The 26,569-nt window shown below is 59.1% G+C and carries 22 protein-coding genes; 9 read left to right on the plus strand and 13 right to left on the minus strand.

The genetic code is table 11. From position 1 onward, the window contains the following. Nucleotide 1: 1 nt before the first annotated feature. From mrdA to ACXRVY_RS00260, 5 genes are all read right to left on the minus strand, one after another. Nucleotides 2-1,897 (minus strand): penicillin-binding protein 2, encoded by a 1,896-nt coding sequence (gene mrdA, locus ACXRVY_RS00240; protein WP_223460899.1) that lies wholly within the window; start codon nt 1,895-1,897, stop codon nt 2-4. A gap of 10 nt (nt 1,898-1,907) precedes the next feature. Further along, entirely contained in the window at nt 1,908-2,375 is a 468-nt protein-coding gene (rlmH, locus tag ACXRVY_RS00245; RefSeq protein WP_003185785.1) for a 23S rRNA (pseudouridine(1915)-N(3))-methyltransferase RlmH, read from the minus strand. A gap of 9 nt (nt 2,376-2,384) precedes the next feature. After that, complete coding sequence (gene rsfS, locus ACXRVY_RS00250; protein ID WP_110658309.1) at nt 2,385-2,879, minus strand: ribosome silencing factor; 495 nt, start codon at nt 2,877-2,879, stop codon at nt 2,385-2,387. Between the two features lie 72 nt (nt 2,880-2,951). After that, the gene (nadD, locus tag ACXRVY_RS00255; RefSeq protein ID WP_263289728.1) at nt 2,952-3,641 is read right to left on the minus strand and encodes a nicotinate-nucleotide adenylyltransferase; all 690 of its coding nucleotides are present in this window, start codon (nt 3,639-3,641) and stop codon (nt 2,952-2,954) included. 1 nt (nt 3,642) lies between these two features. After that, nucleotides 3,643-4,914, minus strand: a complete 1,272-nt coding sequence (locus ACXRVY_RS00260; RefSeq protein WP_223460897.1) for a glutamate-5-semialdehyde dehydrogenase — start codon at nt 4,912-4,914, stop codon at nt 3,643-3,645. 177 nt (nt 4,915-5,091) lie between these two features. Between ACXRVY_RS00260 and ACXRVY_RS00265 the strand changes: the two genes are divergently transcribed. Together ACXRVY_RS00265 and ACXRVY_RS00270 are read left to right on the plus strand one after the other, a co-directional pair. Beyond that, entirely contained in the window at nt 5,092-5,790 is a 699-nt protein-coding gene (locus tag ACXRVY_RS00265; RefSeq protein ID WP_223460895.1) for a DNA-3-methyladenine glycosylase, read from the plus strand. 106 nt (nt 5,791-5,896) lie between these two features. Further along, entirely contained in the window at nt 5,897-7,213 is a 1,317-nt protein-coding gene (locus ACXRVY_RS00270) for a bifunctional DedA family/phosphatase PAP2 family protein (RefSeq protein ID WP_458236940.1), read from the plus strand. Between the two features lie 339 nt (nt 7,214-7,552). On the opposite strand, the gene ACXRVY_RS00275 is transcribed toward ACXRVY_RS00270, so the two are convergent. Next, complete coding sequence (locus ACXRVY_RS00275; RefSeq protein ID WP_223460891.1) at nt 7,553-7,876, minus strand: hypothetical protein; 324 nt, start codon at nt 7,874-7,876, stop codon at nt 7,553-7,555. Nucleotides 7,877-7,898: 22 nt separating this feature from the next. Here ACXRVY_RS00275 and ACXRVY_RS00280 point away from each other — a divergent pair, with 22 nt between their 5' ends. The 3 genes from ACXRVY_RS00280 (at nt 7,899) to ACXRVY_RS00290 (ending at nt 15,360) form a co-directional block, all read left to right on the plus strand. Next, entirely contained in the window at nt 7,899-9,635 is a 1,737-nt protein-coding gene (locus ACXRVY_RS00280) for a hypothetical protein (RefSeq protein ID WP_458236941.1), read from the plus strand. Nucleotides 9,636-9,705: 70 nt separating this feature from the next. Next, nucleotides 9,706-13,245, plus strand: coding sequence for a calcium-binding protein (locus ACXRVY_RS00285; RefSeq protein ID WP_458236942.1), 3,540 nt, complete (start codon nt 9,706-9,708; stop codon nt 13,243-13,245). Between the two features lie 114 nt (nt 13,246-13,359). Continuing rightward, nucleotides 13,360-15,360, plus strand: a complete 2,001-nt coding sequence (locus ACXRVY_RS00290; protein ID WP_223460885.1) for a hypothetical protein — start codon at nt 13,360-13,362, stop codon at nt 15,358-15,360. A 156-nt stretch (nt 15,361-15,516) separates the two neighbouring features. Here the strand turns inward: ACXRVY_RS00290 and ACXRVY_RS00295 are convergent, their stop codons facing one another. Genes ACXRVY_RS00295 through ACXRVY_RS00305 form a run of 3 tightly spaced genes read right to left on the minus strand, consistent with a single transcriptional unit; the run spans nt 15,517 to nt 17,193 of the window. Continuing rightward, nucleotides 15,517-16,107: an LON peptidase substrate-binding domain-containing protein gene (locus ACXRVY_RS00295; RefSeq protein ID WP_223460883.1), complete on the minus strand. Its 591-nt coding sequence runs from the start codon at nt 16,105-16,107 to the stop codon at nt 15,517-15,519. A 10-nt stretch (nt 16,108-16,117) separates the two neighbouring features. Further along, entirely contained in the window at nt 16,118-16,834 is a 717-nt protein-coding gene (locus ACXRVY_RS00300) for an LrgB family protein (protein WP_223460881.1), read from the minus strand. After that, a complete protein-coding gene (locus ACXRVY_RS00305; protein WP_223460879.1) occupies nt 16,831-17,193 on the minus strand; it encodes a CidA/LrgA family protein in 363 nt (120 codons plus the stop codon). The genes ACXRVY_RS00300 and ACXRVY_RS00305 overlap by 4 nt, the downstream gene beginning before the upstream one ends. Before the next feature lie 193 nt (nt 17,194-17,386). On the opposite strand from ACXRVY_RS00305, the gene ACXRVY_RS00310 reads away from it, so the two are divergent. The 3 genes from ACXRVY_RS00310 (at nt 17,387) to ACXRVY_RS00320 (ending at nt 20,344) form a co-directional block, all read left to right on the plus strand. Beyond that, the gene (locus tag ACXRVY_RS00310; RefSeq protein ID WP_223460876.1) at nt 17,387-17,842 is read left to right on the plus strand and encodes a MaoC family dehydratase; all 456 of its coding nucleotides are present in this window, start codon (nt 17,387-17,389) and stop codon (nt 17,840-17,842) included. A gap of 114 nt (nt 17,843-17,956) precedes the next feature. Next, complete coding sequence (locus ACXRVY_RS00315; protein ID WP_223460874.1) at nt 17,957-19,675, plus strand: C13 family peptidase; 1,719 nt, start codon at nt 17,957-17,959, stop codon at nt 19,673-19,675. A 27-nt stretch (nt 19,676-19,702) separates the two neighbouring features. After that, nucleotides 19,703-20,344: an oxidoreductase gene (locus ACXRVY_RS00320; protein ID WP_223460871.1), complete on the plus strand. Its 642-nt coding sequence runs from the start codon at nt 19,703-19,705 to the stop codon at nt 20,342-20,344. Between the two features lie 132 nt (nt 20,345-20,476). On the opposite strand, the gene ACXRVY_RS00325 is transcribed toward ACXRVY_RS00320, so the two are convergent. From ACXRVY_RS00325 to ACXRVY_RS00340, 4 genes are all read right to left on the minus strand, one after another. After that, nucleotides 20,477-20,761: a YceK/YidQ family lipoprotein gene (locus ACXRVY_RS00325; protein ID WP_223460869.1), complete on the minus strand. Its 285-nt coding sequence runs from the start codon at nt 20,759-20,761 to the stop codon at nt 20,477-20,479. Continuing rightward, on the minus strand, nt 20,754-21,386 hold the full coding sequence (ubiX, locus tag ACXRVY_RS00330; RefSeq protein ID WP_458236943.1) for a flavin prenyltransferase UbiX: 633 nt from the start codon (nt 21,384-21,386) through the stop codon (nt 20,754-20,756). Before ubiX ends, ACXRVY_RS00325 begins: the two co-directional genes overlap by 8 nt. After that, nucleotides 21,383-22,732 (minus strand): UDP-N-acetylmuramate:L-alanyl-gamma-D-glutamyl-meso-diaminopimelate ligase, encoded by a 1,350-nt coding sequence (gene mpl, locus ACXRVY_RS00335; protein ID WP_223460865.1) that lies wholly within the window; start codon nt 22,730-22,732, stop codon nt 21,383-21,385. Before mpl ends, ubiX begins: the two co-directional genes overlap by 4 nt. A 118-nt stretch (nt 22,733-22,850) precedes the next feature. After that, nucleotides 22,851-24,764, minus strand: coding sequence for a sigma-54-dependent Fis family transcriptional regulator (locus ACXRVY_RS00340; protein WP_223460863.1), 1,914 nt, complete (start codon nt 24,762-24,764; stop codon nt 22,851-22,853). Between the two features lie 299 nt (nt 24,765-25,063). On the opposite strand from ACXRVY_RS00340, the gene exaC reads away from it, so the two are divergent. Further along, nucleotides 25,064-26,569: acetaldehyde dehydrogenase ExaC (exaC, locus tag ACXRVY_RS00345; RefSeq protein ID WP_458236944.1), on the plus strand; the 1,506-nt coding region annotated here is incomplete at its 3' end.

Here is a 26,569-nt window from a genome sequence, read left to right on the forward strand (position 1 = left end):
GTTATTCATCACGGGCGGTAGCCTCTGCACTGATAGGGCTGGCGTATTCGGGCTTCAACCGACCGTCCTGGTCCAGGAGCCAGGCATCCATGACTTGACGCACCACAGGAGCTGCGACGCCGGAGCCGGACTCGCCGTTCTCGACCATCACCGACACCACGATTTTCGGGTCGTCGGCCGGCGCGAAGCCGACGAACAAGGCGTGGTCACGGTGACGCTCCTGGACCTTGGAGCGGTCGTACTTTTCACCCTGCTTGATCGCGACCACCTGGGCCGTACCCGACTTGCCGGCGATTCGGTATTGCGCGCCGATCGAGGCTTTGCGCGCCGTACCCCGGGCACCATGCATAACCTGCTGCATGCCGTGGTTGACCTTGGTCCAGTCCGACGGGTCGCGCAGGATAATGTCCGGCATCGGGTTAGGGTCCACTGGCTTCTCGCCTTCGATGGTCCTGGCCAGGTGCGGACGATTCCAGATGCCTTTGTTGGCCACCAGTGTGGTGGCCTGGGCCAGTTGCAACGGGGTCGATTGCATGTAGCCCTGACCGATCCCCAGAATCAGCGTTTCACCCGGGAACCAAGCCTGCCGGCGGGTCGCACGCTTCCATTCGCGGGTCGGCATCAGACCCGGCGACTCCTCGAACATATCCAGGGAAACCTTCTGACCGATGCCGAACTTGGACAGATACGACGACAACCGATCGATCCCCAGCTTGTGGGCCAGGTCATAGAAGTAGGTGTCGTTAGAACGCATGATCGCCGTATCGAGGTCGACAAAACCGTCGCCGGTACGGTTCCAGTTACGGTATTTATGGTCGTAGTTGGGCAGCATGTAGTAACCAGGGTCGAACACTCGGGTCGAAGCGGTCACCACGCCGGAATCCAGGCCGGCAATCGCCACCGCCGGCTTGATGGTCGAGCCCGGCGGGTACAGGCCACGCAGCACGCGGTTGAACAACGGCCGGTCGATGGAATCGCGCAGCTCGGAATAGGCCCTGGAGCTGATGCCGGTGACGAACAGGTTCGGGTCGAAACTCGGCTGGCTGACCATCGCCAGCACTTCACCGGTTTTCGGGTCCAGCGCTACCACCGCACCACGACGACCACCCAGCGCAGCTTCGGCGGCTTCCTGCAATTTGATGTCCAGGCTCAGGACGATGTCCTTGCCGGGAATCGGATCGGTACGCTTGAGCACGCGCAATACGCGGCCCCGGGCGTTGGTCTCGACTTCCTCGTAACCCACCTGGCCGTGCAATTCAGGCTCGTAGAAACGCTCGATGCCGGTTTTGCCAATTTGATGGGTGCCGCTGTAACTCACCGGATCCAGAGTCTTCAACTCTTTCTCGTTGATCCGCCCCATGTAACCCACCGAGTGCGCAAAATGCGCACCCTGCGGATAGTGACGGACCAGTTGCGCGACCACTTCTACGCCTGGCAGGCGGAACTGGTTCACGGCGATGCGCGCAATCTGCTCTTCGGTCAGCTCAAACAGGATCGGCACCGGCTCGAACGGCCGGCGGCCCTGACGCATGCGCTTCTCGAAGATCACCCGGTCCTCGGGCGTCAGTTGCAGCACTTCGACGATCACGTCGAGCACCTGCTGCCAGTCGCCGGAACGCTCGCGGGTCATGCTCAGGCTGAAACTCGGCCGGTTATCGGCAATCACCACGCCATTGCGGTCGAAAATCAAGCCACGGGGCGGCGGAATCGGCTGCACATGGACGCGGTTGTTTTCCGACAGGGTCGAGTGGTACTCGTACTGGATCACCTGCAGGAAATACAGGCGCGCGATCAGCACGCCAATCAGCGCCACCACTGCAATGGCCCCGAACACGACGCGGCCACGCACCAGACGGGCGTCTTTTTCGTGGTCCTTGATGCGGATCGGCTGGGACATGAGGGCAGAGCTACTTGTGGTAAGGGTGACCGGACAGCACGGTCCAGGCACGGTACAACTGTTCGCCGATCAGGATCCGCACCAGCGGGTGCGGCAAGGTCAGCGGCGACAACGACCAGCGCTGGTCAGCCCGGGCACAGACTTCCGGCGCCAGCCCTTCGGGGCCGCCGACCATGAAGTTGACCGTACGCGAGTCCAGCCGCCAGCGATCGAGCTCGACCGCCAGCTGCTCGGTGCTCCAGGGCTTGCCGTGGACTTCGAGAGTGACAATCCGCTCGTTCGGCCCGACCTTGGCCAGCATGGCTTCGCCTTCCTGACGGATGAAGCGAGCCACGTCGGCGTTCTTGCCACGGGTATTGAGCGGTATTTCCACCAGTTCCAGCGCCAGCTCGGACGGAAGACGCTTGGCATATTCATGCCAGCCTTCTTCCACCCATTTGGGCATGCGTGAACCGACGGCGATCAGTCGCAGTCGCACAGCGGTCCCTTATTCCTGGTCTTTGTTGAGCTTGTTGAAGTGCTCGTGACCAACTTCAGGGCTGTGGTGTTTGCCATCGGCCGCGCGGCTCTGCTCGGCACCTTTCCACAGGCGCTCCAGGTCGTAGAACTGGCGTGCATTGGAAGTCATCATGTGGACGATCACGTCGTCCATGTCCAGCAGCACCCAGTCGCTATCGCCCTTGCCTTCTTCACCCAGCGGCTTGATGCCCAGGGCTTTGACCGCTTCGCGGACCTTGTCCAGCATCGCGCCGATCTGGCGGTTGGAGGTACCGGTGGCGATGATCATGTAGTCGGTGATGCTCTGCTTGTCGCGAACATCGATCACCAGCACGTCCTGGGCCTTGACGTCTTCCAGGGCGGCTACGGCGATCTTGACCAGCTCGTCGCCTTTAGGCGGCTCGGCAGCGAGGACTTTCTCAGGCAGCGGGGCGCTCTTGAACGTGCCTTTGCGTTTTACTTTGGTTTCGTTGTTGCTCGTCATATAAAACTCGTTTTGCTCGTATGTTCGGGGCTTCGATACACGTTGTTGCCACGTGCCTTGAAGCACTCCTATTCAGTTCGACGCACGGTAGAGACCGTGCGCATCGATGTAGGCCAGGACCGCGTCGGGCACCAGGAAACGTACCGACTTACCGCTGGCCAGCAGTTGACGGATCTGGGTGGCGGATACCGCGAGCGGTGTCTGCCAGACGAATGCAATCTGTCCGCTCGGCCCCTTGAGGGCCAGCGGGTCGCTCACCGAGCGCGCTGCCAGCAGGTTGCGCAAGGCATCCGGCGGTTCGCTGTCGGCATCCGGGCGTTGCAACACCAGGATATGGCAATGCTGGAGCAACTCTTCCCAGCGGTGCCAAGTGGGCAGGCCGCAAAAAGCGTCCCAGCCCAAAAGCAGAAAAACCTGGGTCTCGGCGGCCAGTTCGGCGCGCATCAGCTCCAGGGTATCAATGGTGTAGGACGGTTTGTCCCGCTGCAATTCGCGGGCGTCCACCACCAACGGCGCCACACCGGCTACCGCGCACTCGACCATCGCCAGACGGTCTTTGGCTGACACCTGCGGCGTATCCCGATGGGGCGGCCTGGCACTGGGTGTCAGTCGCAGTTCATCGAGCGCCAGTGTTTCGGCGACTTCCAGCGCACCACGCAAATGGCCGATGTGCACCGGGTCGAACGTTCCGCCCAGCACGCCAATGCGGCAAGGCACTGGCTCGCTGACGGCGATCGGGGCTGGCAGGTCTAAGTCGCCCAAGTCAGGCTGGCTCCTGTCCGCGCAACTGCCCGTCGCCGACCACGATGTACTTCTCGCAGGTCAACCCTTCGAGGCCCACCGGGCCGCGGGCGTGCAGCTTATCAGTAGAAATGCCGATCTCGGCACCCAATCCGTATTCGAAGCCATCGGCGAAGCATGTCGGGGTATTGATCATCACCGACGAGGAGTCGACTTCAGCCACGAAACGCCGGGTTTCGCCCTGGTGTTCGCTGACAATCGAATCGGTGTGATGGGAACCGTAGTGGTTGATGTGCTTGATGGCCTGGTCCATTCCGTCGACTACACGGATCGACAGAATCGGCGCCAGGTATTCGGTGCTCCAGTCTTCTTCAGTGGCGACCACGGCATCGATGATTGCCCGGGTACGTTCACAACCGCGCAGTTCGACGCCTTTTTCGCGGAACTGTGCCGCCATCGCCGGCAGGAAATCCCTGGCGACGGTTTGATCCACCAGCAGCGTTTCCATGGCACCGCAGATGCCGTAACGGTAAGTCTTGGCATTGAACGCAATGCGCTGGGCCTTGGCCAGATCGGCGTGTTCACTCACGTAAACGTGGCAAATGCCGTCCAGGTGCTTGATTACCGGTACGCGGGCGTCACGGCTGACACGTTCGATCAGGCCACGACCGCCGCGCGGCACGATGACATCGACGTATTCAGGCATGGTGATCAGCGCGCCGACGGCCGCGCGATCGGTGGTTTCGACCACTTGCACCACGGCGGCCGGCAACTCTGCTTCGGCCAGACCGCGCTGAATGCACGCGGCAATCGCCCGGTTGGAATTAATCGCTTCGGAGCCACCGCGCAGGATGGTCGCGTTGCCGGACTTCAGGCACAAGCTGGCGGCATCGATGGTCACGTTAGGACGGGATTCGTAGATGATCCCGATCACGCCCAGTGGCACGCGCATCTTGCCGACCTGAATGCCCGACGGACGGAAGCTCATGTCGCGGATCGCACCGACCGGATCCGGCAGCGCAGCAACCTGACGCAGACCGACGATCATGCCGTCGATGCGTGCCGGGGTCAGTTCCAGACGCTCCAGCAACGCTGGCTCCAGACCATTGGCACGACCGGCAGCCAGATCCTGTTCATTGGCTGCTGCAAGCTCGGCGCGAGCGGCGTCCAGGGCATTGGCAGCAGCCTGCAAGGCGCGGTTTTTCTGCGCGGTGCTGGCACGGCCGATGACCCGGGAGGCTTCACGGGCGGCGCGACCCAATCGGGTCATATAGTCAAGAACGGACTCAGTCATGGTCTGCTGGGGTCTTGGCAAAGAGGAAAGCGGCAGATTATAGCTGTCGCGTCCCGGGACTAACAGCGGTGACGGGCGGATGGTCGAAATGAACGCTGATTCGCCAGCGTTCAGGCCCAATTAAGCCGTGCATTGTTATCATCACGACCTCTTCAGTCTGGATAAACGTTGCCTGCCATGTCCAATCTGACCGTTCGCAACCGCGCCGAGCGCCTGCCGCTGGGCTTACCGGATGCCTTTTTCGACCGAGATGCGCAAATGCTGGCGCAGGATCTGCTCGGTAAAGTCATCCGTCATCGGGTCGGCGATCTGTGGCTGAGCGCGCGGATCATCGAAACCGAAGCCTATTACTGCGCGGAAAAAGGCAGCCACGCCTCGCTGGGCTACACGGAAAAGCGTAAGGCTTTATTTCTGGATGGCGGCCACATCTATATGTATTACGCCCGTGGCGGCGATTCGCTGAACTTCAGCGCTCAAGGGCCAGGCAATGCGGTGCTGATCAAATCGGCTTATCCGTGGGTCGATGAAATCAGCGGGCCGGCGAGCCTTGCGCAGATGCTGCTGAACAATCCCGATGCTCAAGGACGTGCGCGGCCATCGCAGAAACTCTGCGCCGGGCAGACCTTGCTGTGCAAGGCACTGGGGTTGAAGGTTCCGATGTGGGATGCCAAGCGTTTCGATCATGACGTTCTTCTGGTAGAAGACACCGGGCCGGCGCCTTCGCACATCATTCAAACCACACGCCTGGGCATTCCCCATGGCCGTGATGAGCACCTGATGTACCGCTTTGTCGACGCGACCTACGCGCAATGGTGTACGCGCAACCCGCTGCGACGCGGCCAGGTCGAAGGCCGGGATTATTTCTTGCGGCCCTGATATGCGCTAAATCCGCGACAAATGAAATCCCACAAGGGGGAACTGAGTGCTGCTGAAGATTGCCTGCATCCTTTGGGATCAATTGAAGTTTTGATGGAGTGGTTTTATGGGCCCATGGCTCGATAGCGTGACCGGATGGCTGGCGGCCAATCCGCAGTGGCTGGCTGCTGCGGTCTTCATTGTTGCCTTTGTGGAGTGCCTGGCGATTGCCGGCTTGATCGTGCCAGGCACCGTGCTGCTGTTCGCCGTCGCCGTTTTGGCCGGCAGCGGCGCGCTATCACTGAGCGAAACTTTGTTGCTGGGCTTTCTCGGCGGGATTTTCGGTGATCTGATCTCGTACTTCCTCGGGCRCCATTTCCACCAGAACATCCGAAGACTACCGGGGTTGCGCCATCATCCTGAATGGATGGCCGGCGCTGAAAGCTATTTCCAGCGCTACGGCATTGCCAGCCTGTTGGTCGGTCGCTTCATCGGCCCGCTGCGACCGATGTTGCCAATGGTCGCCGGGATGTGCGACATGCCCTTCCCGCGCTTCGCTGCTGTCAGCCTGCTGGCCGCCGCCGGCTGGAGCCTGGCTTATCTGCTGCCGGGTTGGGCCACCGGGGCGGCCTTGCGCCTGCCATTGCCTGAAGGGTTCTGGCTGGAAGCCGGAATTGTCGCAGGCAGTATTGCGGTGATGATCGGACTCAGCGTCAACAGCAGCCTGCGCCGCCACCGTCGCGCAACCATCTGGATCGGCAGCATGAGCCTGTTGATTCTGATCGGCCTGTTCATCGGCTATCCGTACCTGACGGCACTCGATCAAGGCGTGATGACGCTGGTGCAGGAACACCGCCAACCCGTGCTGGATGAAATCGCGATCACACTCACCCTGATCGGTGAGTTCCGCAACATGCTGCTGTTCAGTGCCCTGCTCACCGGCCTGCTATTGCTGTGCCGACAATGGCGCCAGGCGCTGTTTGCCGGCGGCACCCTGCTCTGCACCGCCCTGGCCAATACCGCGACCAAGAACTTCTTCGCCCGGGTACGCCCGGAAGTGCTCAGCGACCCCTTGACCAGCTACAGCATGCCCAGTGGCCACGCTTCGGGGGCGTTTGCCTTGTTTCTGACCCTTGGGGTACTCGCCGGTCGCGGACAGCCCCCGCGTATGCGCCTGACCTGGCTGCTGCTGGCCTGCCTGCCGGCACTGTCGATCGCCTTGTCCCGGGTTTATCTCGGCGCACATTGGCCCACCGACGTGCTGGCCGGCGCCATGCTGGCAGCGTGCGTGTGTGCCGTGAGCTTGTGGCTGAGCCAACGCCAGACGTCCCTCAATGCCATGCCCTTCAAGGTCTGGTGGCTGATCCTGCCGGCACTGTTGGCATTGTTCAGTTTTTTCGCCTTGCGTCATCTGCCCCCTGCAATGTTGCGGTACGCCTACTGACATCACGGGTTCGCCAGTCTATCGACTCACAGCAACAGAGTCCCTTCTTCGCCACGCTTCAAGGAATTCTCCGACAAGCGTGGTGCTTGATCTCGCGAGTTGCCTGATTGCGACGCGGCCGCGTCTTCGCTGAACATCCGCCTGACTAATAATCGAAGTTACATATTTTCCCGTCACTTCCAAAGTCTTCACCTTTCACGACCTGAAAAATCAATTACATTAAAACCCACTTTGTCGTGAACCACGCACAATCCATATTTCAACAATGTAACTACTAACTTATCGCTTTTTCATATTCACCAAAAATGCCATCAGGCGGATCAACATAACTTATCAATTTTATTTTATAAGCGAGTTTGCCATGAGTCCCAAAACACCCCGCAAGCCACCCGTAACAACTCCGAATAAACCGGTATCAACGAACGAGCCAACAATAAGGCCTGATTCGAGCACTTCAATATTCGTGCCCCATAGAACCTGGCCTGCCGACGCCACTGCTCCTTTGAGGTCCAATAATGGTCTTGCAACTCGCCCGGACATTGATCCACCTGTCCACCCTGCCATTGAAATAACCGATTTGCCGACTCGAACAATAACCGATTCTTCGCAGAGCGATACATCATTGACCAAATACTGGTTATCTGCGAACTTTCTGCGCGGCATGCAAGCACCGGATGCAGACGGCTTGCGCTACATCGTCGGGCGCAAATTTGTCGATGTAGACGATGGCGGCGTTTTACAGACCGCTCATGTCGATCTGGATGCAAAACTCGGTGTCTATCGAATGAAGTTACTGACGGAGCAACATCCGTCCGGCCCGATCCTTTATAAAAACGAAACAGGTTCCACCTGGCGCCTGACAGCGCAGATCAGTGAAAAACCTGTTACCGGCGATGACTTCCAGACAGGCAGTGGCACCGCGACGAAGCGACCCGCGCCATCATCGAGCGAGCAGCCTGCGACAATGGTCGTACCGAAACGACCACGATCTTCGGACACGCCAACCTACATCAATCAAAGACTGTACACCGCATCGATGCGCTCGCCGGATGCCCAGGGTTATCACGAGTTCAAGCCAAGGTCGGGGTCGAATCAATCGGACACACGGTTTGCGTTCAAGGATCGTTACGGAAACTGGATTGAGGTCGACCCTCCCGCAGGAGGATTCGGCTCGCAACCCACCCACCTGACACACTGGACCGACCGGGAGATCTGGGAGCTCTACGGGATTCACGGTCGGGATATCGAGCGCTTCCGCAGCGAAGCACAAGCCTCGGGCAAGCCCCCACAGTGGGTCGAACCCAATGTAACGGAGGACCCGGTCGTCAACCTGCTGCGAGATTCACTGCGCTGGCTGCACCCGACCCTGACCTCGAACGAACGCCAGGCGCTCTTGCAATCCTACAACCTGCTGCCGAGCCAACTGTCTCGCCTGCAACAGCACCTGCAGACCGAGCTGACATTGCCGCCATGGGCACTAGCGCACAAACGCATGACTGAAGACGTTGGCAATCCACTTTACCTCGATCAATTCAGCCGAGACGCCATCAATGAGCTGAATCTCAAGCGTGATGCCCGGCATGACGGCTATGACCCCGAGACCAGCCTGACCCCCGCATTGCGCGAGGCGCTGCTGGCGAAACTGGGCTATCGGCGTAACAAGAACAACTGTCTGTATCGAACGGACATACCGGCTCTGTTCAGGGGCGACGAGCGCACCCCGTTCGAAGTGGCGAACGACGGCGCCATGCTGCCTCGCTATGCGCACCACCCCGGCGCCACCACCCATAAGCCGATGAGCGCCACCTTCAGCCTCAATGAGGGCCTGATGTACGCCTCAACCCCCGATCCCGAGTACTTGCGATTCAACTCGCAAACCAACAAATACCCAGGACGAAACACTGACGATTCGGACAGTGATGYAAGCAATGCAAGCGATACGGACAGCAGCGAATCTTCCGAATGGTCGGATGCGGGAAGTCCGATCCCCTGGGATCATGAACGCAATTACCAAAGCACCAGAGCGCGGCAAACGGAAATGTTTTTGTATGCGCTGGACACCCGCAACCTGGAAGTGGTCCCGCATGAAGAAAACCACAGTTTCAATTCAGCGGCCCGCGACACGCCGCCCACCTGGTTTCCCGACGATGACTACGAAGGATTGATTTCGGTGACTAAAAAGGGGCTGGAGGCAGAGCGTATCTGGCTGTTGAACTCAGCCCTGACAAAGGGCGCAAAGGTATACGACATCGAGGCGCAAGCCGGCAGTCGCGGCGCACGTATCGAAGCCGCTACCCATGCGGGTCACGCCAACAAACATGAATACGACCAATTGATCGATGAAGTGGAGGCCGCGGGTAAACCGATGCTGAAGCTGTCTGGCAATAAAAACGAATTTGGCTATGACGTCATATGGCCTTGAGGGAAACACCCGACCTTGCGCACCGGTAAAAACCGGGGCTTATAACATTCATTATTTAAAGGATTAAACAATGGCCAAACTTATCGAACCCGCCATGGAAACTTCAACCCACTTACCGATGCAGGTCACGGCGATCAGCGCATCGGCCAACAGTCATGCGCCGCCCGCCGGCCAGATTGATACTTCTCCCAGCGCTCCACCTCTGACACCTGGGCCAACGGACGTGATTGATACGTCTCCCAGCGCGCCACCCCTGACACCTGCGCCGGACGCTGTAACAGCCAACTCTTCATCTGCCGACACGCTTGCCTCGCTGGATAAAAAGCTGGGGCCACTGCGTTTTGGCGAAAGCACCATAAGCCGTGTGGAACTCAGCAAATTGGGCGYGAAGATCGCTGGCCAAGACATCAGCGCGGCAAACACGAACTTTAAAAAGCCCTATCAGGATTTCCTCGACGCTCTGAGCATCGATCCGGCCAAGGTCATGGCCCGGGACATTTCCGCCAATCCCGCAGACAGTGGCAAAGTGACCACGTTCATCTTCGAACTGGCCTGCTTGCGCTCGGAGAACGCCCCACGCCTCATGGCCGCCGACAAATCAATCACGCCTGGCAGCCCGACGGATCGTTTCGCGAGGCTGGCCGACGCAGCCCAGAAAATCGACATTCATCCAGCCGACGTTCCTTTGCCACCTTGGGTCAATAAAAATCTCAGCCGCTTCGGCGTAGGTATGCAGGCCTATGGCATTTACAGCGGCATGCGCGGAATCAGGGACGCCGTTGACGCCGGTGAATGGCTTGATGCAGGAATAAACGCCGGCGGTATCGCAAGCGAAGCAGGTTCACTGATCGTCGAACGAGGCCTGTCCAAAGTCGGTATAAAGATGCTCGTAGGCGGCGGAACGGCCTTCAATGGGTACTGCGCCACATCGGTGGGGAAAACCCTGAGTCGAGGGGCCGGGTTATTTGCCAGCGTCCTCACTCTGCCATTCGACATTTACGGAGCCGTCAGTTCCTTCCAGGCCGCTGCGGGCAAGCAAGGCAAGGCAGCACAGGATGACTATGTCAGCGGCGCGATGAACGTGACGAGCGCGATACTCAGTCTTTCGCTGGGCGCGGCAGCGCTGGCCGGTTTCGGCAGCGTCGCCGGTCCTGTTGGCCTCGCCGCCGCTGCGATCCTCATCGTGGGAGGGGAAATCTACCGGGCCGCACGGATCGTGGACGATATTGATGATTACGTTGAACTGGACTTTGGCGAACGGATGCTTGCCGGATTGCTCGCCTTCTTTCGTCAAGAAGTGCAAAAGGATGTGATGGACCGCTTCAAAATTAACAAGACCTTGAGTGATTACACCGCACAGTTAGAGCTTTCGGCAAAAACCTTACTTGAAGGTCCTTATAAAGAAGAACTGGAATACATCGTAAATGGCGGTTTCGACGTCACACTGAAGACAATCAAAATCTGGCACTACCAATGGGACGAAAACGCCGGAGAAGAACCCTACAAGCTTGATACGGAGCCGGCTATCGTTGAGACCGACGATATTATCCTTGCGCGTGACGGGCTTCCGTCAAACCTCAAAGGCAGTGTCAAAGGCAGCGGAGGCGAAAACAAAGGCATTCTTTGGCGACTCGGTGACGGCGATGATCAGGTCTACGCCCCCAAGGACAAGCCCAATATTTTCGTCTATCGCAACGGGGTCAAAAAACTGGTCGGTGGTGACAAGAATGACAGTTTTTACTTCGAAACAACCGAAGCGGAACTGAACCGGCCAGTGCAGCCGGCACGCACCAGTGTTCTGGACGGTTTTGAGGGCTCCGACACCCTGGCCTTCGAGGGTTCCCGTCCCCGCGCTGATACACTTCATGTCGGTTACGATGTCAACCTGCAGACCGGCAAGGTGGCCTTGCGTCATGAGGACCGTGCGAAAGACGACATCCTGATCGCGGAGTTCACCTCCATCGAAAACATCTCGACCTTGCGAAAGGGTTCAAATCGAGTCACCGGGGACGACAAAGCCAATCAGATCTCGGCCAACGGTTACGACCACATCGATGCCGGACCAGGAGATGACACGATCGCGATCCGCGGCTGGGACGCTCGGGTTGATGGCGGCCCCGGAACGGACCGCTACTACATTGCGGATACAAACGCTCGAGTATCACTAGTCGAAGACGGCGAACAAGCGAGCCTCATCGAATTCGGCTGGCCCATGGAGCGCATTCAAAGCTGGAGGATCATCGATACCTCGCTGGTCATCCGTTCGTTGCGGGACACGGACGGCGAGCTCCCGCAACACGCGCTGACCGTCGAGAATATCTATGAACATGTCGACGGTCTGCGCCGGGTGAAAAACAACCGGTTGCAGTTTAGAACCCAGGACGGTTACCAGCTGGTGCCCATCTTGCCTGCTCAACTGCCTGACTCACTCGATTACGATGTAGAGTGCGAGGCGACTGGCGGCCCCCCGGCGCCGGCGCCCTATATAACCAACAGCGGAGCAGTGGTGATCGCCAAGCGGGATTCGCCGCACTACTTTGTTTCGCGCGATGGCCGCAGAGTCAACTTCATCGCCGAAGCCAACACGCCTGAAACTTCCGTCGCGGTATATCTGGACTACAAAGATGAGGAAATAGATGAAATTAAAGTCAGCTATACCGTCGAAGCGGAAACGGGCATCTCGGGCTACACGTTTCTGAAGTATTCAAACTTCAATATATGGATTTTTCTGCCTTCGAAAATTGTTAATCTCACAGGCATCATTCGCGAAAAACAACAGCGACACATAGCGGCCTATATGAATAGCGGCATTCGGATCGCCGGCATTCACTGCGCGCATGACGTTGTCCTGGTGATGCAGGATGGCAAATCCTATCGACTGGTCCCCCCGAATATTTCCTACCGTGAGGACGCAACCAATCCGGGTTACAAATCACGTAGCACCCGGGAATGCCTGAAGCTTCGTCACGGGCACTATCGCTTTCTCAACCCCGTACGCATCAAGCCTTATTTGCTTGYCGCCAGTCCGCAGAAGGTCAACTTCCCCCCGCCCCCGCATAAAGGGATCTATGTCGTGCATGGCCAAGCCTCGACCTACGATGTGTATCCCCTCAGCAACACCCTGTTCAGCCTGTCCACACCGGGTGCCGTCGCGCAAACCTCTAACGCATCGACCTGGACCCTCTTCAGTACGCAATTGACAGAAACCGTTACGCGCAACGAAATACACCTGACGTCCGAAAAACTGAAAGTCGGTAGCGCAGCGATCCTGTTGCCGAGTGTGGACCATCCGGGGCCGGTAGACTCCATCAGCGTAGCGACTTCATCCGGAAACATTTATTCCGTCGAGCTTTTATTTGAAGTGCTGCAACTCTACCTGATCAACGCGCGAGGCTACGCCAGCATCGATGCCTTGCTAATCGACATCCGGGCCCACCGGCAGCGAGAAGAACTGGCCGCAAAAATTGTTGTTGAACATATCGGCTTCTCGCCACGGATTGACGGAACGGTGTACTACAACTCAACCGACGATTATTGGGGCATCGATACGGATCCCGACTACCGCATTGCCCCCCAGGCTCTGTTTATACAACCGATCCAGCCTGGTTGATCAGCCTGTCATCGACTTATCACCGCAAGCCCGACGTGACGTTCATCGTCACGTCGGCGCTGGCCTCATTCAGCCGAAGGAATGGCTGATTCATTAAAGATGGAGTGCACCCTCATGCGTCAAAAACCTGGAATCCGTCCCACCACCCCAACGGTCGAAGCACCAGGAACCTCAACGCAGCGACCGAGAACGCCGGAYGGCTCGACCGACGATCCAGTGTTCGGTCCAGCAAACCGATTCTGGCCCGAAGGCTCAACCGTCTCCTCCGCCCCTGTGAAACCGGCCCAGGACCCTGCGCTCGACAACACTGCGCTCAAGTTACCAATCGTGGTGGCGACCGGAATCCCTGCTCCCGCCACATCCCACCATGATGTCAGGACTCCACTGTTGGAGCCCTATGTACAACAGGTTTCCAGCAAGTTACCCGCACCCGACGAGAATGGACTGAGGATTTTCAAGAACAGACGGTTTGTCGACGTCGAGGTCGTCGACGGCGTGGGTAACAGTACACAAACAGTGATGGTCGAGTTCGATACCAGACTCAACACTTACCGCGCAAAGTCACCCCAAGAACAAGGCGCTTTCGGGCCACCGCTTTATCGAAGCGTCACGGGCGATGTCTGGAGCCTGAACAAACCCACCACTTACTTCGACAGCAACCGATACACCGTCAGCCATCTACCGGATGCCCAGGGGTATTACGCAGTCAGCTACGGCGGCTCGCCTTTTCAAGCCCCCGAGAGTGGTTTCGCCTTCAGGGATGAACAACACCGATGGGTTCGCGTGGATCCAGCCCAAGCCAGGGGTGATGCGTCTGTACCGGTGAACCTGGCGCAATGGACCGATGGCGACATCTGGAAACTGTATCGGATTCACGGCCCGGAAATTTTGCTATTCCGGGCAGAAGTGCAACAAACCGGTAAAGTGCCGTTATGGGTCAGGCGTTTCGCAGAACCTGCCACCCACCTCTATTTAACCGATTCATTGAAATGGGTTTATCCGCAGCATTCCTTTGCCGAGCGCGCGAAACTGCTGCGCAGCTACAACCTGAGCGAGAACCAACAGGCACGGTTGCGCCAGGAACTGGCAAGCGGACAAATGCCTGAGTGGGCTGAACAACACAAGCTTTTGACTCAAAATAAAGACGACGATCAGAGATTTAAACTGGTCGCTGAAGAGCTGGAACCGTACATCTTAAAATTGCGAAATGAAGGCGACGATTATGGCCGCCAGCACAAACTTCGGGATAGGTTTACTGAAGAATTCTTTGACGAATTTCTGCAACACGCTGGCTATCAGCGCAACCTGCACGGCGCTTTATACCGAACGGATATTCCATCGATGTTCAGGGGCGATCATCGTACACCGATGGAATTGGCCCGAGACAGGCGCATGATCCACCTTAAAGGCAATGCAACCGGCTCCACCACAAAACGGGGATTCAGCGTAACGTTCAGTCTGGGTAACGCCATCGGGTATAAAAAACATCTCGGCGGTTATGAGCACCCACTGAAGTACAACTCTCAAGCCAACCTCTACCCCGCCAGGAATTCGGATTCGGACAGCACTGTTACAGAAGGAAATCGTGACGGCTCCGAGTCGGACTCTGACAGCTCCTTTGTGTTTGACGACTCAAAAGACTATCCGGCGCTCAGACGCAACCAACACTTGGGATTCATCTATGTCATTGACACACGCGGGATCGAGGTCGTACCCGGCTGGGAAAACATTGAACTAAATCGAACTGGAATACATTTTGACCCGGATGCACTGGAAGGCCGCATATCAATGCCCACCCGAGGCATCAGTGCGGAGAGGATCTGGCTGGTGAATTCAGAATTGACCCGGGCCGCCAGGGTCGACGATATTTACACACAAGCCGGGGCCGACGCTGACGCTATCGAGAAAGCAACCTGGGCGGGAGACAACCAGGCCGTATCCTATCGAAAGGAGGTAGTGCCGGGTGATGGGACTTTCTTCGTACCGGTGACTCGCTATGATCAGCTGATAGACGAGGTTGCCGCTTCGGGAAAACCGGTGCTGGAACTTCCCAGAGATGTGGAGGTATTTGCCAACGATATCGTCTGGCCAGTTCCCGAGCATTACAGAACCTGATTCTGTAAAATCGATCCCACCCACCGGCGTGCTACCCATAAAAAACGACGCCTGGAGACTATCCTGGCGTCGCTATGGGTTATCGATGGGCGGCAGGTGCTTCACTGCTCACGGAGCGAACAAACTGCCAGATAAGCAACAAAAAAAGTCAGCGCCTCAGGCAAACAACTCCCCTTGCAACTCATCCAGCAACGCCTGAATCGCATCCAGTCGTTGCTGCGGATCGTCGAGTTGCAGCAGGTCGATCTTGTCCAGTTCAGCGAAGGGCAACAAGTACGCCAACTGATTGGCCAGTGACTGTTGCCCGGTCGCTTCAGTGCCCATGTTCAAGGCTTCAACCATCGGGTGTTCCGCCAGGGCCTTGAGCAATGCCACCAGGTCGGCGTCCTCGTCCTGCAGTGGCTGCTCCGGTTCGTCTTCCAGCCACTCGACCTCGGCGACGGTCAATTGATCGCGCTGGATTTCCGATCGTAATACATGGAAACGCCGTCCGCCTCGAACCCGAATCCCCAACAGACCGTTGTCCTGTTGATTGAAATCGGTGATCAGCGCTTCGCAACCCACCAGCGCGTAGCCGGCCGGGGCGATCCCGACCTCTTCACCCTCGAGGATGCACACCACGCCGAAACCACCGCCCTGTTTCATGCAGCGGCCGATCATGTCCAGATAGCGCGCTTCGAAAATCTGCAGGTCGAGGATGCAGCCTGGAAACAGCACTGTGTTCAACGGAAAAAGCGGCAGACTCATAGACATTTCCTTACACCACCATCGACACCGCCAGCGGCAGGAGAACCGCCGTGGCCACACCCATCAGACTCATCGCCAGCGCCGCGAAGGCGCCGCACTCTTCATTTTCCTGCATCGCCACGGCCGTGCCGACAGCGTGGGCCGTCATGCCCAGCGCCATCCCCCTGGCTTCCGGGCTGTGCACGCCGAGCCGGGTCAACAGGGCCGGGCCGAAAATCGCCCCGATCACACCCGTAATCAAGACGAACACCGCTGCCAGCGCCGCGACACCACCGATCTGCTCAGCCACCAACATGGCAATCGGCGAGGTTACCGACTTCGGCGCCATGGTCATCAGGATCATGTGTTCGGCACCGAACCACCAGCCCAGCAGCACGCCCATGCCCGTAGCCACGACACCACCTATCACCAGCGTAGTAAATATCGGCCAGAACAACTGCCGAATCCGTCGCAGGTTGAGGTAAAGCGGCACCGCCAGCGCGACAGTGGCCGGGCCGAGCAGGATGCTCAGGATCTCGGTGCTCTTGCGGTACTCGGCGTAGGTCAGGCCGCAGCCCGCCAGCACGCCGATCACCAGTAACATGGAGACCAGCACCGGCTGCAAAAAGATCCAACGGGTTTTCTCGAATGCCGCCAGGACGAGTTGATAGGCGCCAAGGGTAATGCCTATGCCGAACAATGGATGGTGAATCACCGACGTCCAGGCGCCGTGCCAGTCAAAGATCATTGGCTGTCCTCGGAGTGAGCGTGACGCTTGACCATGCGCTGCATCAGCACCCCGGCGAAGGCCATCGAAAGCAGCAGCGACAACACCAGCGCACCGACAATGGCCCAGAAGTCCGCCGCGATGTCAGTGGCATAGACCATCACGCCCACGGCTGGCGGCACCAGCAACAGCGGCAGGTAGCGCAACAGGCTGCTGGCCGCCAGGTTCAGTGGCTCGCCGACCTGTCCGCGATAGATGAGGTACACCAGCAACAGCAGCAACCCCACAATCGGCCCCGGCAGCACGGGCAAAAACAAATGATTGATCGCCGTGCCGAGCAATTGGAACAGCACCAGCCACGTCAGACCCCGTAGCAACATTGTTGACCTCCCGCAAAATCCGTCACCCGCATTGGCCGGGCATTATAAGCATGCCCGCGCTATAGACCGGCATTCGCCAAAAGCATGGTCAGTTGACCGGAGCGTTTGGTCATGTTGATCTAAAGTGGTAAGCCGGGAGGTCAGATCCCCGCAAGCCAAAACTAAAAAACCGATGAACCCAAGGAGAGTCTCAATGCCCTATGTTCCAGTTGCAGAGCTCAAAGATTATGTCGGCAAGGAACTTGGACGTTCCGAATGGCTCACTATCGATCAGGAGCGCATCAACCTGTTCGCCGAAGCCACAGGGGACTTTCAGTTCATCCACGTCGACCCGGTCAAGGCCGCGCAAACGCCATTTGGCAGCACCATCGCTCACGGCTTTCTGACGCTGTCGCTGATCCCGAAACTGATGGAAGACATCCTCGTCATGCCCGAAGGCTTGAAGATGGTGGTCAACTACGGCCTCGACAGCGTGCGCTTCATTCAGCCGGTCAAGGTCAATTCGAAAGTGCGACTCAAGGTCGACCTGACCGAAGTCATCGAGAAAAAACCCGGCCAATGGCTGCTCAAGGCCACCACCACCCTGGAAATCGAAGGTTCGGACAAGCCGGCGTACATCGCCGAACCCCTGTCCCTGTGCTTCGTATAAACCTTCCCGGATGCGAAGCAGCTCATGCTGTTTCGCGCCTTCTAGCGGCACCTCACCCTATATAAGGACACATAGCTGCGGCATACTCCCTCGCCTAATTGCCCGGAATCCGCTATGCGCCCACTTGCACTCCTTGCCTTGACCCTGATGCTCACCGCTTGCGGCGACGGCGAATCGCTTTTGGCCCCCGACGCCCGCCTGCCGGATGGCGGACGCTATCGTGGTGACCTGGTCAATGGCTTGCTGCAAGGCAAGGGACGCATCGACTACCCGAACGGCAGCTGGTACGCCGGCGAATTCGACAAAGGCCAGTGGCATGGCCAGGGCGAATGGCACGGCAGCAACGGCGAGGTCTATCGCGGGCAGTTCAATCAGGGACTGTTCGACGGCCAGGGGGCGCTGACCACCAATACCAGCAATTACAGCGGCGGCTTCAAGGCCGGCCGACGCGACGGCGAAGGCACCCTCAAAGAAAACGGCATGAGCTATCGCGGAGAGTTCAAGGCCGATCAATTCGCCGGCCTGGGTCGCCTCGAACTTGAAGACGGCAGCACCTATCAGGGCCAGTTCGCCCACGGCAAACCCAATGGCGAAGGCCAGCGCAGTGACGGCAACGGCAATCAGTTCACCGGGCACTTCGTCGAAGGCCAACTGGAAGGCAACGGCACGTTCAACAGTGCCGATGGCGACATCTATGTCGGCAGCTTCAAGAACAATCAACTGCACGGCAAAGGCCGCTACGAAAACGCCGACGGCGATGTCTGGCTGGGCCAGTTCAAGGAAGGCTCGCTGAACGGCAAGGGCGAGTTGATCGGCACTGACGGCAGCCACTACATCGGCCAGTTCAATGACTGGCGCTTTTCCGGCCAGGGCCGACTGAACCTGTCTGACGGCAGTTTTTACACCGGTCAGTTCGACAACGACAGTTACCAGGGGCGCGGCACATTGGTGCTGACCGACGGCACCGTGCTCAGCGGCACCTGGATCAGCGGCCAGCGCGTGCGCGACGCCGAGGGCAAGTTATTGCCCGACACCCTGGAACTCGGCCTGCTGGCCCAGGGGCGCTTGCTCGACGCAGCGCTGACCAATATTCCGCCCTCGACCCCAGCGGTGGAACTGTATTCGTTGACCCTGGGCGGTGATGGCAAGCAAAGCGTGTTTCTGCGCGAATCCGACTACGTCGCCAATATGCTCAACAGCCGTTTCGGCGCTTTCGGCCAGATCCGCCTGGTGAACCATCGCGATCACCTCGCCGACCGCCCGATGGCGACTCGGGAAAACCTGCGCCGTGCCGCCCTGACGCTCGCCGAGCGCAGCGGGCCGGAAGACCTGATTTTCATCTACCTGACCAGCCATGGCACCAGCGAACACGAGCTGGTGCTTGACCAGCCACGCATGGAGTTGGCCGACCTGCCAGCCGACGAAATGGCTGCTGTCCTCGCCCCGTTGAAAAACCGCGACAAGATCATCGTGATTTCGGCCTGTTACTCCGGCGGATTCCTCCCCGCCCTCAAGGATGAACGAACCCTGATCATGACAGCCTCGCGGGCCGACCGGGTGTCTTTCGGTTGCTCGGAAGAGGCCAACTTCACTTACTTCGGCGATGCACTGTTCGCCCAGGCCCTGAACCAGACCGATGATCTGGAACAAGCCTTCAAACTGGCCAAGGCCACTGTCGCCGAACGTGAACTGGCAGACGGTTTCGAAGCCTCCGAACCACAGATCTGGGCACCGAAAACCGTCCTCTCGCATTGGCAATTACTGCGCAAACAGCAGGCACGAAAAGCCCTGCAAAGTGCGTCTATCGAAAGCAAGGATGCAAACAGCAACTAAGCTGAACAGTATCAAGGGAGAAACACTATGTACTTGACGCCCCAGCACGTGCTGCTTGCCGGAGCCACTGGTTTGACGGGTGAACACCTGCTTGATCGCCTGCTTAACGAGCCAACGATTGCCCGGGTATTGGCACCCTCACGCCGGCCCCTGGCCAAGCACCCCCACCTTGAAAACCCGGTCGGCGACCCGGTGGAGCTTCTGCCGCAGTTGAACGGTCGTGTCGACATCGCCTACTGCTGCCTGGGCACCACCATCAAACAGGCGGGCTCGGAACAGGCGTTCCGCGCGGTGGACCTGGACATGGTCGTGGCCTTTGCCAAACGCGCACGGGAGATGGGCGCAAGGCATTTGATCGTGATCAGTGCACTGGGAGCCGATCGCAGATCCACAATTTTCTACAACCGGGTCAAAGGCGAGATGGAGTACGCACTGCGCGCGCAGGACTGGCCGCAGCTGACTATTTGCCGACCTTCGCTGTTGCTGGGCGAACGCACCGAACCGCGACTGGGCGAGAAAGTCGCCGGCCCGTTGTCACGACTGATCCCTGGCAAATACCATGGTATCGAGGCCTGCCAACTTGCTCGCGCGATGTGGCGCCTGGCGCTGGAAGAGCAGGACGGGGTCAGGATTGTCGAGTCGGATGAGCTGAGGAAGTTGGGCAAGTAATTTTATAGTGCCTGAGCGGGCCTCATCGCGGGCAAGCCCGCTCCCACAGGATTTTGTGTCGTACACAAATTTTGTAATCGCTGAAAAACCTGTGGGAGCGAGCTTGCTCGCGATAGAGCGCGAAGCGCTCTCTTACAATCCACCCGTCGCCTGAAAATTCACGCCCAAAACCGTGAGCAACGACAGCGGCAACAGCAGCGTGTCGAGCAACGCACTGGCCGGCAGGTCGACACCGGGATAGCTCGGCGCTTCGGCTCCGAAACGGTCCTTGGCGCAGCACCCACCGTTCATCGCGTACAAATCCAGACGAGTCCCCGAGTACACCACTGGCGCCCCCGGCTTCGCCGCATCGAGCGTGCGCGCCGTGGCGCACCCGACCAATTGCAGCGCCAGTACCATCACCAGCAGCTTATTCATCGCTGGTCAAATGATGCTCGCCCCAGCGCGGCAACATGTCCTGAGGAATATTCAGCAGGTTGAGAATCCGTGCCACGACGAAATCGATCAGGTCGTCGATGGTTTGCGGCTGATGATAGAAGCCCGGAGATGCCGGCAGGATTGTCACGCCCATGTTCGACAACTTGAGCATGTGCTCCAAGTGAATGCTCGAATACGGAGCTTCACGAGGCACGAGAATCAGCTGGCGACGCTCTTTGAGCGTCACATCGGCGGCACGCTCGATCAGGTTGTTGCAGGCACCCGTGGCGATGGCCGACAAAGTACCCGTCGAACACGGCACCACCACCATCGCCGCTGGTGCGCCAGAGCCCGAAGCCACTGGCGACATCCAGTCTTCCTTGCCGTACACCCGAATCTGCCCGGCGGCAGCGCCCGTGTATTCGGTGAGGAACGCCTGCATCATCTGCGGTTTGTTCGGCAGCGTGACGTCAGTTTCGGTGGCCATCACCAACTGCGCGGCTTTGGAAATCATGAAGTGCACTTCACGATCCTCCCGCACCAGGCAGTCGAGCAGGCGCAAACCGTACTGGGCGCYGGAAGCGCCGGTCATCGCCAGCGTGATGCGGTCCGGGCCGTTGTTCACTTGAGCGCCTCGGCCAGCTTGCCGTGCAGGCCGCCAAAGCCGCCATTGCTCATGATCACCACGTGGGTGCCCGGTTGCGCCTGGCTCTTCACGCGCTCGATGATGCCTTCCAGCGAATCGCTGACAATCGACGGCACAGTGCACAGCGCCGCAGTACCCGCCAGGTCCCAGCCGAGGTTGGCTGGTGCATACCAGATCACCTGATCGGCATCGACCACGCTTTCCGGCAATCCGTCACGGTGCGCGCCAAGCTTCATGGAGTTGGAACGCGGCTCGATGATCGCGATCAACGGTGCATCGCCGATGCGCTTGCGCAGCCCGTCGAGGGTGGTGGCGATGGCAGTCGGGTGGTGCGCGAAGTCGTCATAGATGGTGATGCCACGGACTTCCGCAACTTTCTCCATCCGGCGCTTCACGCTTTTGAAGGCGCTCAACGCGGCGATGCCCATGGACGGCACCACGCCGACGTGGCGTGCGGCAGCCAGGGTCGCCAGGGCGTTGGCGACGTTGTGCTGACCAGTCATGTCCCACTCGACCACACCCTGGGCGACGCCATCGAACATCACTTCGAACTTCGAGCCATCTTCACTGAGCAGCTTGACCTGCCACTGACCGCCGGCACCGGTGGTTTGCACCGGCGTCCAGCAGCCCATCTCGATAACACGCTGCAACGCCGGCTCAGTGGTCGGATGAATCACCAGGCCTTCGCTCGGGATGGTCCGCACCAGGTGATGGAACTGTCGCTCGATGGCCGGCAGGTCCGGAAAGATGTCCGCATGATCGAATTCGAGGTTGTTCAGGATTGCCGTACGCGGACGGTAGTGCACGAACTTCGAACGCTTGTCGAAGAACGCACTGTCGTACTCGTCGGCTTCGATGACGAAGAACGGCGTATCGCCCAGGCGCGCCGACACCGAGAAGTTTTGTGGCACGCCGCCGATCAGGAAACCCGGGGCCATGCCCGCGTGCTCCAGTACCCAGGCCAGCATGCTGCTGGTGGTGGTCTTGCCGTGCGTACCGGCAACGGCCAGTACCCAACGACCTTGCAGCACGTGATCGGCCAGCCATTGCGGGCCTGAGACGTAAGGCAGGCCTTTGTTCAGCACGTACTCCACAGCCGGGTTACCCCGGGACATGGCGTTGCCGATCACTACCAGATCAGGGGCCGGATCAAGTTGCGCCGGGTCGTAGCCTTGGGTCAATTCGATACCCTGGGCTTGCAGCTGAGTGCTCATCGGCGGATAGACGTTGGCATCGGAGCCCGTCACGTGATGGCCCAGCTCTTTGGCCAGAACCGCCATTGACCCCATGAAAGTGCCGCAGATACCAAGAATATGAATGTGCATAGTCGACCTCGTAAAACTTGGTCGCAGGTTAGCTTAGGGAGGGGAAAATCGCACTCTTTAGCTGAGATTCGCTGTGGTCATTGTGGCGAGGGAGCTTGCTCCCTCGCTACAAAAGCTTTTATCGGGCAATCCCATGTTTACGCAGCTTCCGATAGAGGGTATTTCGACTGACCCCCAACTGCTCCGCCGTATGCGTCATATGCCACCGCGCCTGCTCCAGCGCCGCGAGCAACGCCAGCCGCTCGGCATCTTCCAGCGGATGCTCCGACGCCTCTTCAATCGTCGACACCACCGGCCGCGCCTGGCGAATCATTGCCGGCAAATCCTCCAGGCCGATCCGCCCGTCTTCACACAGTGCCGCCAACGTACGCAGCACATTACGCAACTGCCGCACGTTGCCCGGCCAAGCGAATCCCAATAAGGCCTCCCGCGCCGGTCCGTCGATCAACACCGTTTCCGCGCCCGCCTCCTCGGCCAGCAAAAAGTCGAGCAACCGGGATTTGTCGCTACGCTCGCGCAACGGCGGCAATGCGACTTCCAGCCCGTTGAGGCGGTAATACAAATCCTCGCGGAAGCTGCCGTCCTCCACGCGATCCAGCAAGTTGCGGTGGGTGGCACTGATGATCCGCACATTCACCGCTTCCGGCTCGCCACCGATCGGCACCACTTGCCGGTCCTCCAGCACTCTGAGCAATCGCGTCTGCAGGGCCAGTGGCATGTCACCGATTTCATCGAGGAACAAGGTCCCGCCATCAGCCTGTTGCAACTTGCCGCGCATGCCTTCCTTGCGCGCACCGGTAAAGCTGCCGCCGCGATATCCGAACAGTTCGCTTTCGATCAGGCTTTCGGGAATGGCCGCGCAATTGAGGGCGACAAAGGCTTTTTCCGCCCGCTGGCTGGCGTGGTGCACGGCTTTGGCGAAAGCTTCCTTGCCGGAGCCGGTTTCGCCATTGATCAGCAGCGGCACGTCGCGCTCGTACACGCGCAGGGCCTTGCGGAAATCCGCCTGCAACGCTGCGTCATCCAGGCAAATACCCGACAGTCGCGGCGCCTGCGCAACCTTGAGAGCAGGCATCACCGGAGTTGGCAGCGACCGCCTCGCCTCACCACGCAATACCGCGAACAACTTGCGACCATCACGGGTGCGCAAGGGCCAACTGGCGGCGGCATTAGTGCTCGCGCGACCGAGCAACTCATCGAGCGAACAATCGAAAAACGCCTCAACCGACTTACCCAACAAGCCGCCGCGAATATGTCCCAGCAGGTTCAGCGCACTCTGGTTCACCGCGCAAATGCGCCCTTCTCCGTCGAATGCCAGCAACCCTTCACTGAACAAACCGACAGACTCGGCCTGCAAATGAAAACGCAGCAACCATTGATTGTCGAAGCAGCGCAGGAAGTAGCAGCTCTCGATCATCTTCGCCGACAGATTGACCAGCGCCATGGTGTGGAACTGACTTTGCCTTGAGGCATCACGGCGCGCCGACGACACGTCGAGCACCGCCAGCAGTTCGCCATGAGGATCGAAGACCGGGCTCGCCGAACAGGTCAGGCCGGTGTGGCGGCCGCGAAAGTGTTCGTCCTGATGAATGGTCAGCGACTGACGCTCCACCAGGCAGGTGCCGATGCCGTTGGTGCCTTCACAGGCTTCGCTCCAGTCGGCGCCGAGCCAGAGTCCGGCACGCTCGAAAATCTGCCGCTCGGCGGGCGCAGTGACGCAATTGAGGATCACGCCGCGGGCGTCGGTCAGCAATACCGCATGGCCGGCACCGGAGAGCTGCTGGTGCAGGCTGGTCATTTCATTGCCGGCAATGTGCAGCACTTGCTGCAAGCGTTCGCGGCTTTCCAGGACGCGACCATGTTCCAGCACCGTCGGCGCGATGCTCAAGGCCGGATCGAGGTGATAGTCCTCAAGGCAGCGCAGCCAGGAACGGGCGATGGACGGATCGCTGCCGGGACCGTGCAGGTGGGCCTTGCCCTGGGTCACGGTCAATACTTGCTGGGCATGGCGACTCAAATGGTTGTCGTGCATTTCTTGTTATTCTCCCCGGGGCTCGGCGTCCCGTGCATGAGGTGATGCCGAGCATCCTCCAGCCTGGCCTGCATTGCAATGCTTGCAAGACTACCCAGTCACAGGTTGTGCCAGAAACGGTACAAAGTGTCACGCCGGCTGTACCGCAAGCGTCACAGGCATGCTCCATCCGTCCGACAAAAAATGCGCAAGGCCTTGATTTGCCTGAGCTGCAGCGCACTGGCCCGACCCTTGCTCTACGCTTAAAGCAAGCGCACATGCGCGACTCCCTATAAGCACAAAAGCAAGGAGAAACCACTATGCGTTACGCTCACCCCGGTACTGAAGGCGCTATCGTTTCGTTCAAAGCCAAATACGGTAACTACATCGGCGGCGAGTTCGTCGCGCCTGTCAAAGGTCAGTACTTCACCAATACCTCGCCAGTGAATGGCCAACCGATTGCCGAATTCCCCCGTTCCACGGCCGAAGACATCGACAAGGCCCTGGACGCTGCCCACGCCGCTGCCGACGCGTGGGGTGCCACGTCCGCCCAGGCGCGCTCGCTGGTGCTGCTGAAAATCGCCGACCGCATCGAACAGAACCTCGAACTGCTGGCAATCACCGAATCCTGGGACAACGGCAAAGCCGTGCGCGAAACGCTTAACGCCGACATCCCGCTGGCCGCCGACCACTTTCGCTACTTCGCCGGTTGCATCCGTGCCCAGGAAGGCAGCGCTGCCGAAATCGACGGCAACACCGTGGCCTATCACATCCATGAACCGCTGGGCGTGGTCGGGCAGATCATTCCGTGGAACTTCCCGATCCTGATGGCCGCCTGGAAACTCGCCCCGGCCCTGGCCGCCGGCAACTGCGTGGTGCTCAAGCCTGCCGAGCAAACCCCGCTGGGCATTACCGTGCTGGTCGAACTGATCGGCGACCTGCTGCCACCGGGCGTGCTGAACATTGTGCAAGGCTTCGGCAAAGAGGCCGGCGARGCSCTGGCCACCAGCAAACGCATCGCCAAGATYGCCTTYACCGGCTCGACCCCGGTCGGCTCGCACATCATGAAATGCGCAGCGGAAAACATCATTCCGTCCACTGTGGAGCTGGGCGGCAAGTCGCCAAACATTTTCTTCGAAGACATCATGAAGGCCGAACCGTCCTTCATCGAGAAAGCCGCCGAAGGCCTGGTGCTGGCATTTTTCAACCAGGGCGAAGTCTGCACCTGCCCTTCCCGTGCGCTGGTGCAAGAGTCGATCTACGACGAGTTCATGCAAGTGGTGATGAAGAAGGTCCTGCAAATCAAACGTGGCGACCCGCTGGACACCGAGACCATGGTCGGCGCCCAGGCGTCCGAGCAGCAATTCGATAAAATCCTTTCGTACCTGGAAATCGCCAAGGGCGAAGGCGCCGAGCTGCTGACCGGCGGCAAAGTGGAAAAACTCGAGGGCAACCTGGCAAGCGGATATTACATCCAGCCGACCCTGCTCAAGGGCACCAACAAAATGCGTGTGTTCCAGGAAGAAATCTTCGGCCCGGTGGTGAGCATCACCACCTTCAAGGACGAAGCCGAAGCCCTGGCCATCGCCAACGACACCGAGTTCGGCCTGGGTGCCGGCCTCTGGACCCGCGACATCAACCGCGCCTACCGCATGGGCCGCGCCATCAAGGCCGGTCGTGTGTGGACCAACTGCTACCACCTGTACCCGGCGCACGCCGCGTTCGGTGGCTACAAGAAGTCCGGCGTCGGTCGTGAAACCCACAAGATGATGCTCGACCACTACCAACAGACCAAAAACCTGCTGGTGAGCTACGACATCAATCCG

It is taken from the genome of Pseudomonas sp. P5_A2_2 (genome assembly GCF_054177685.1).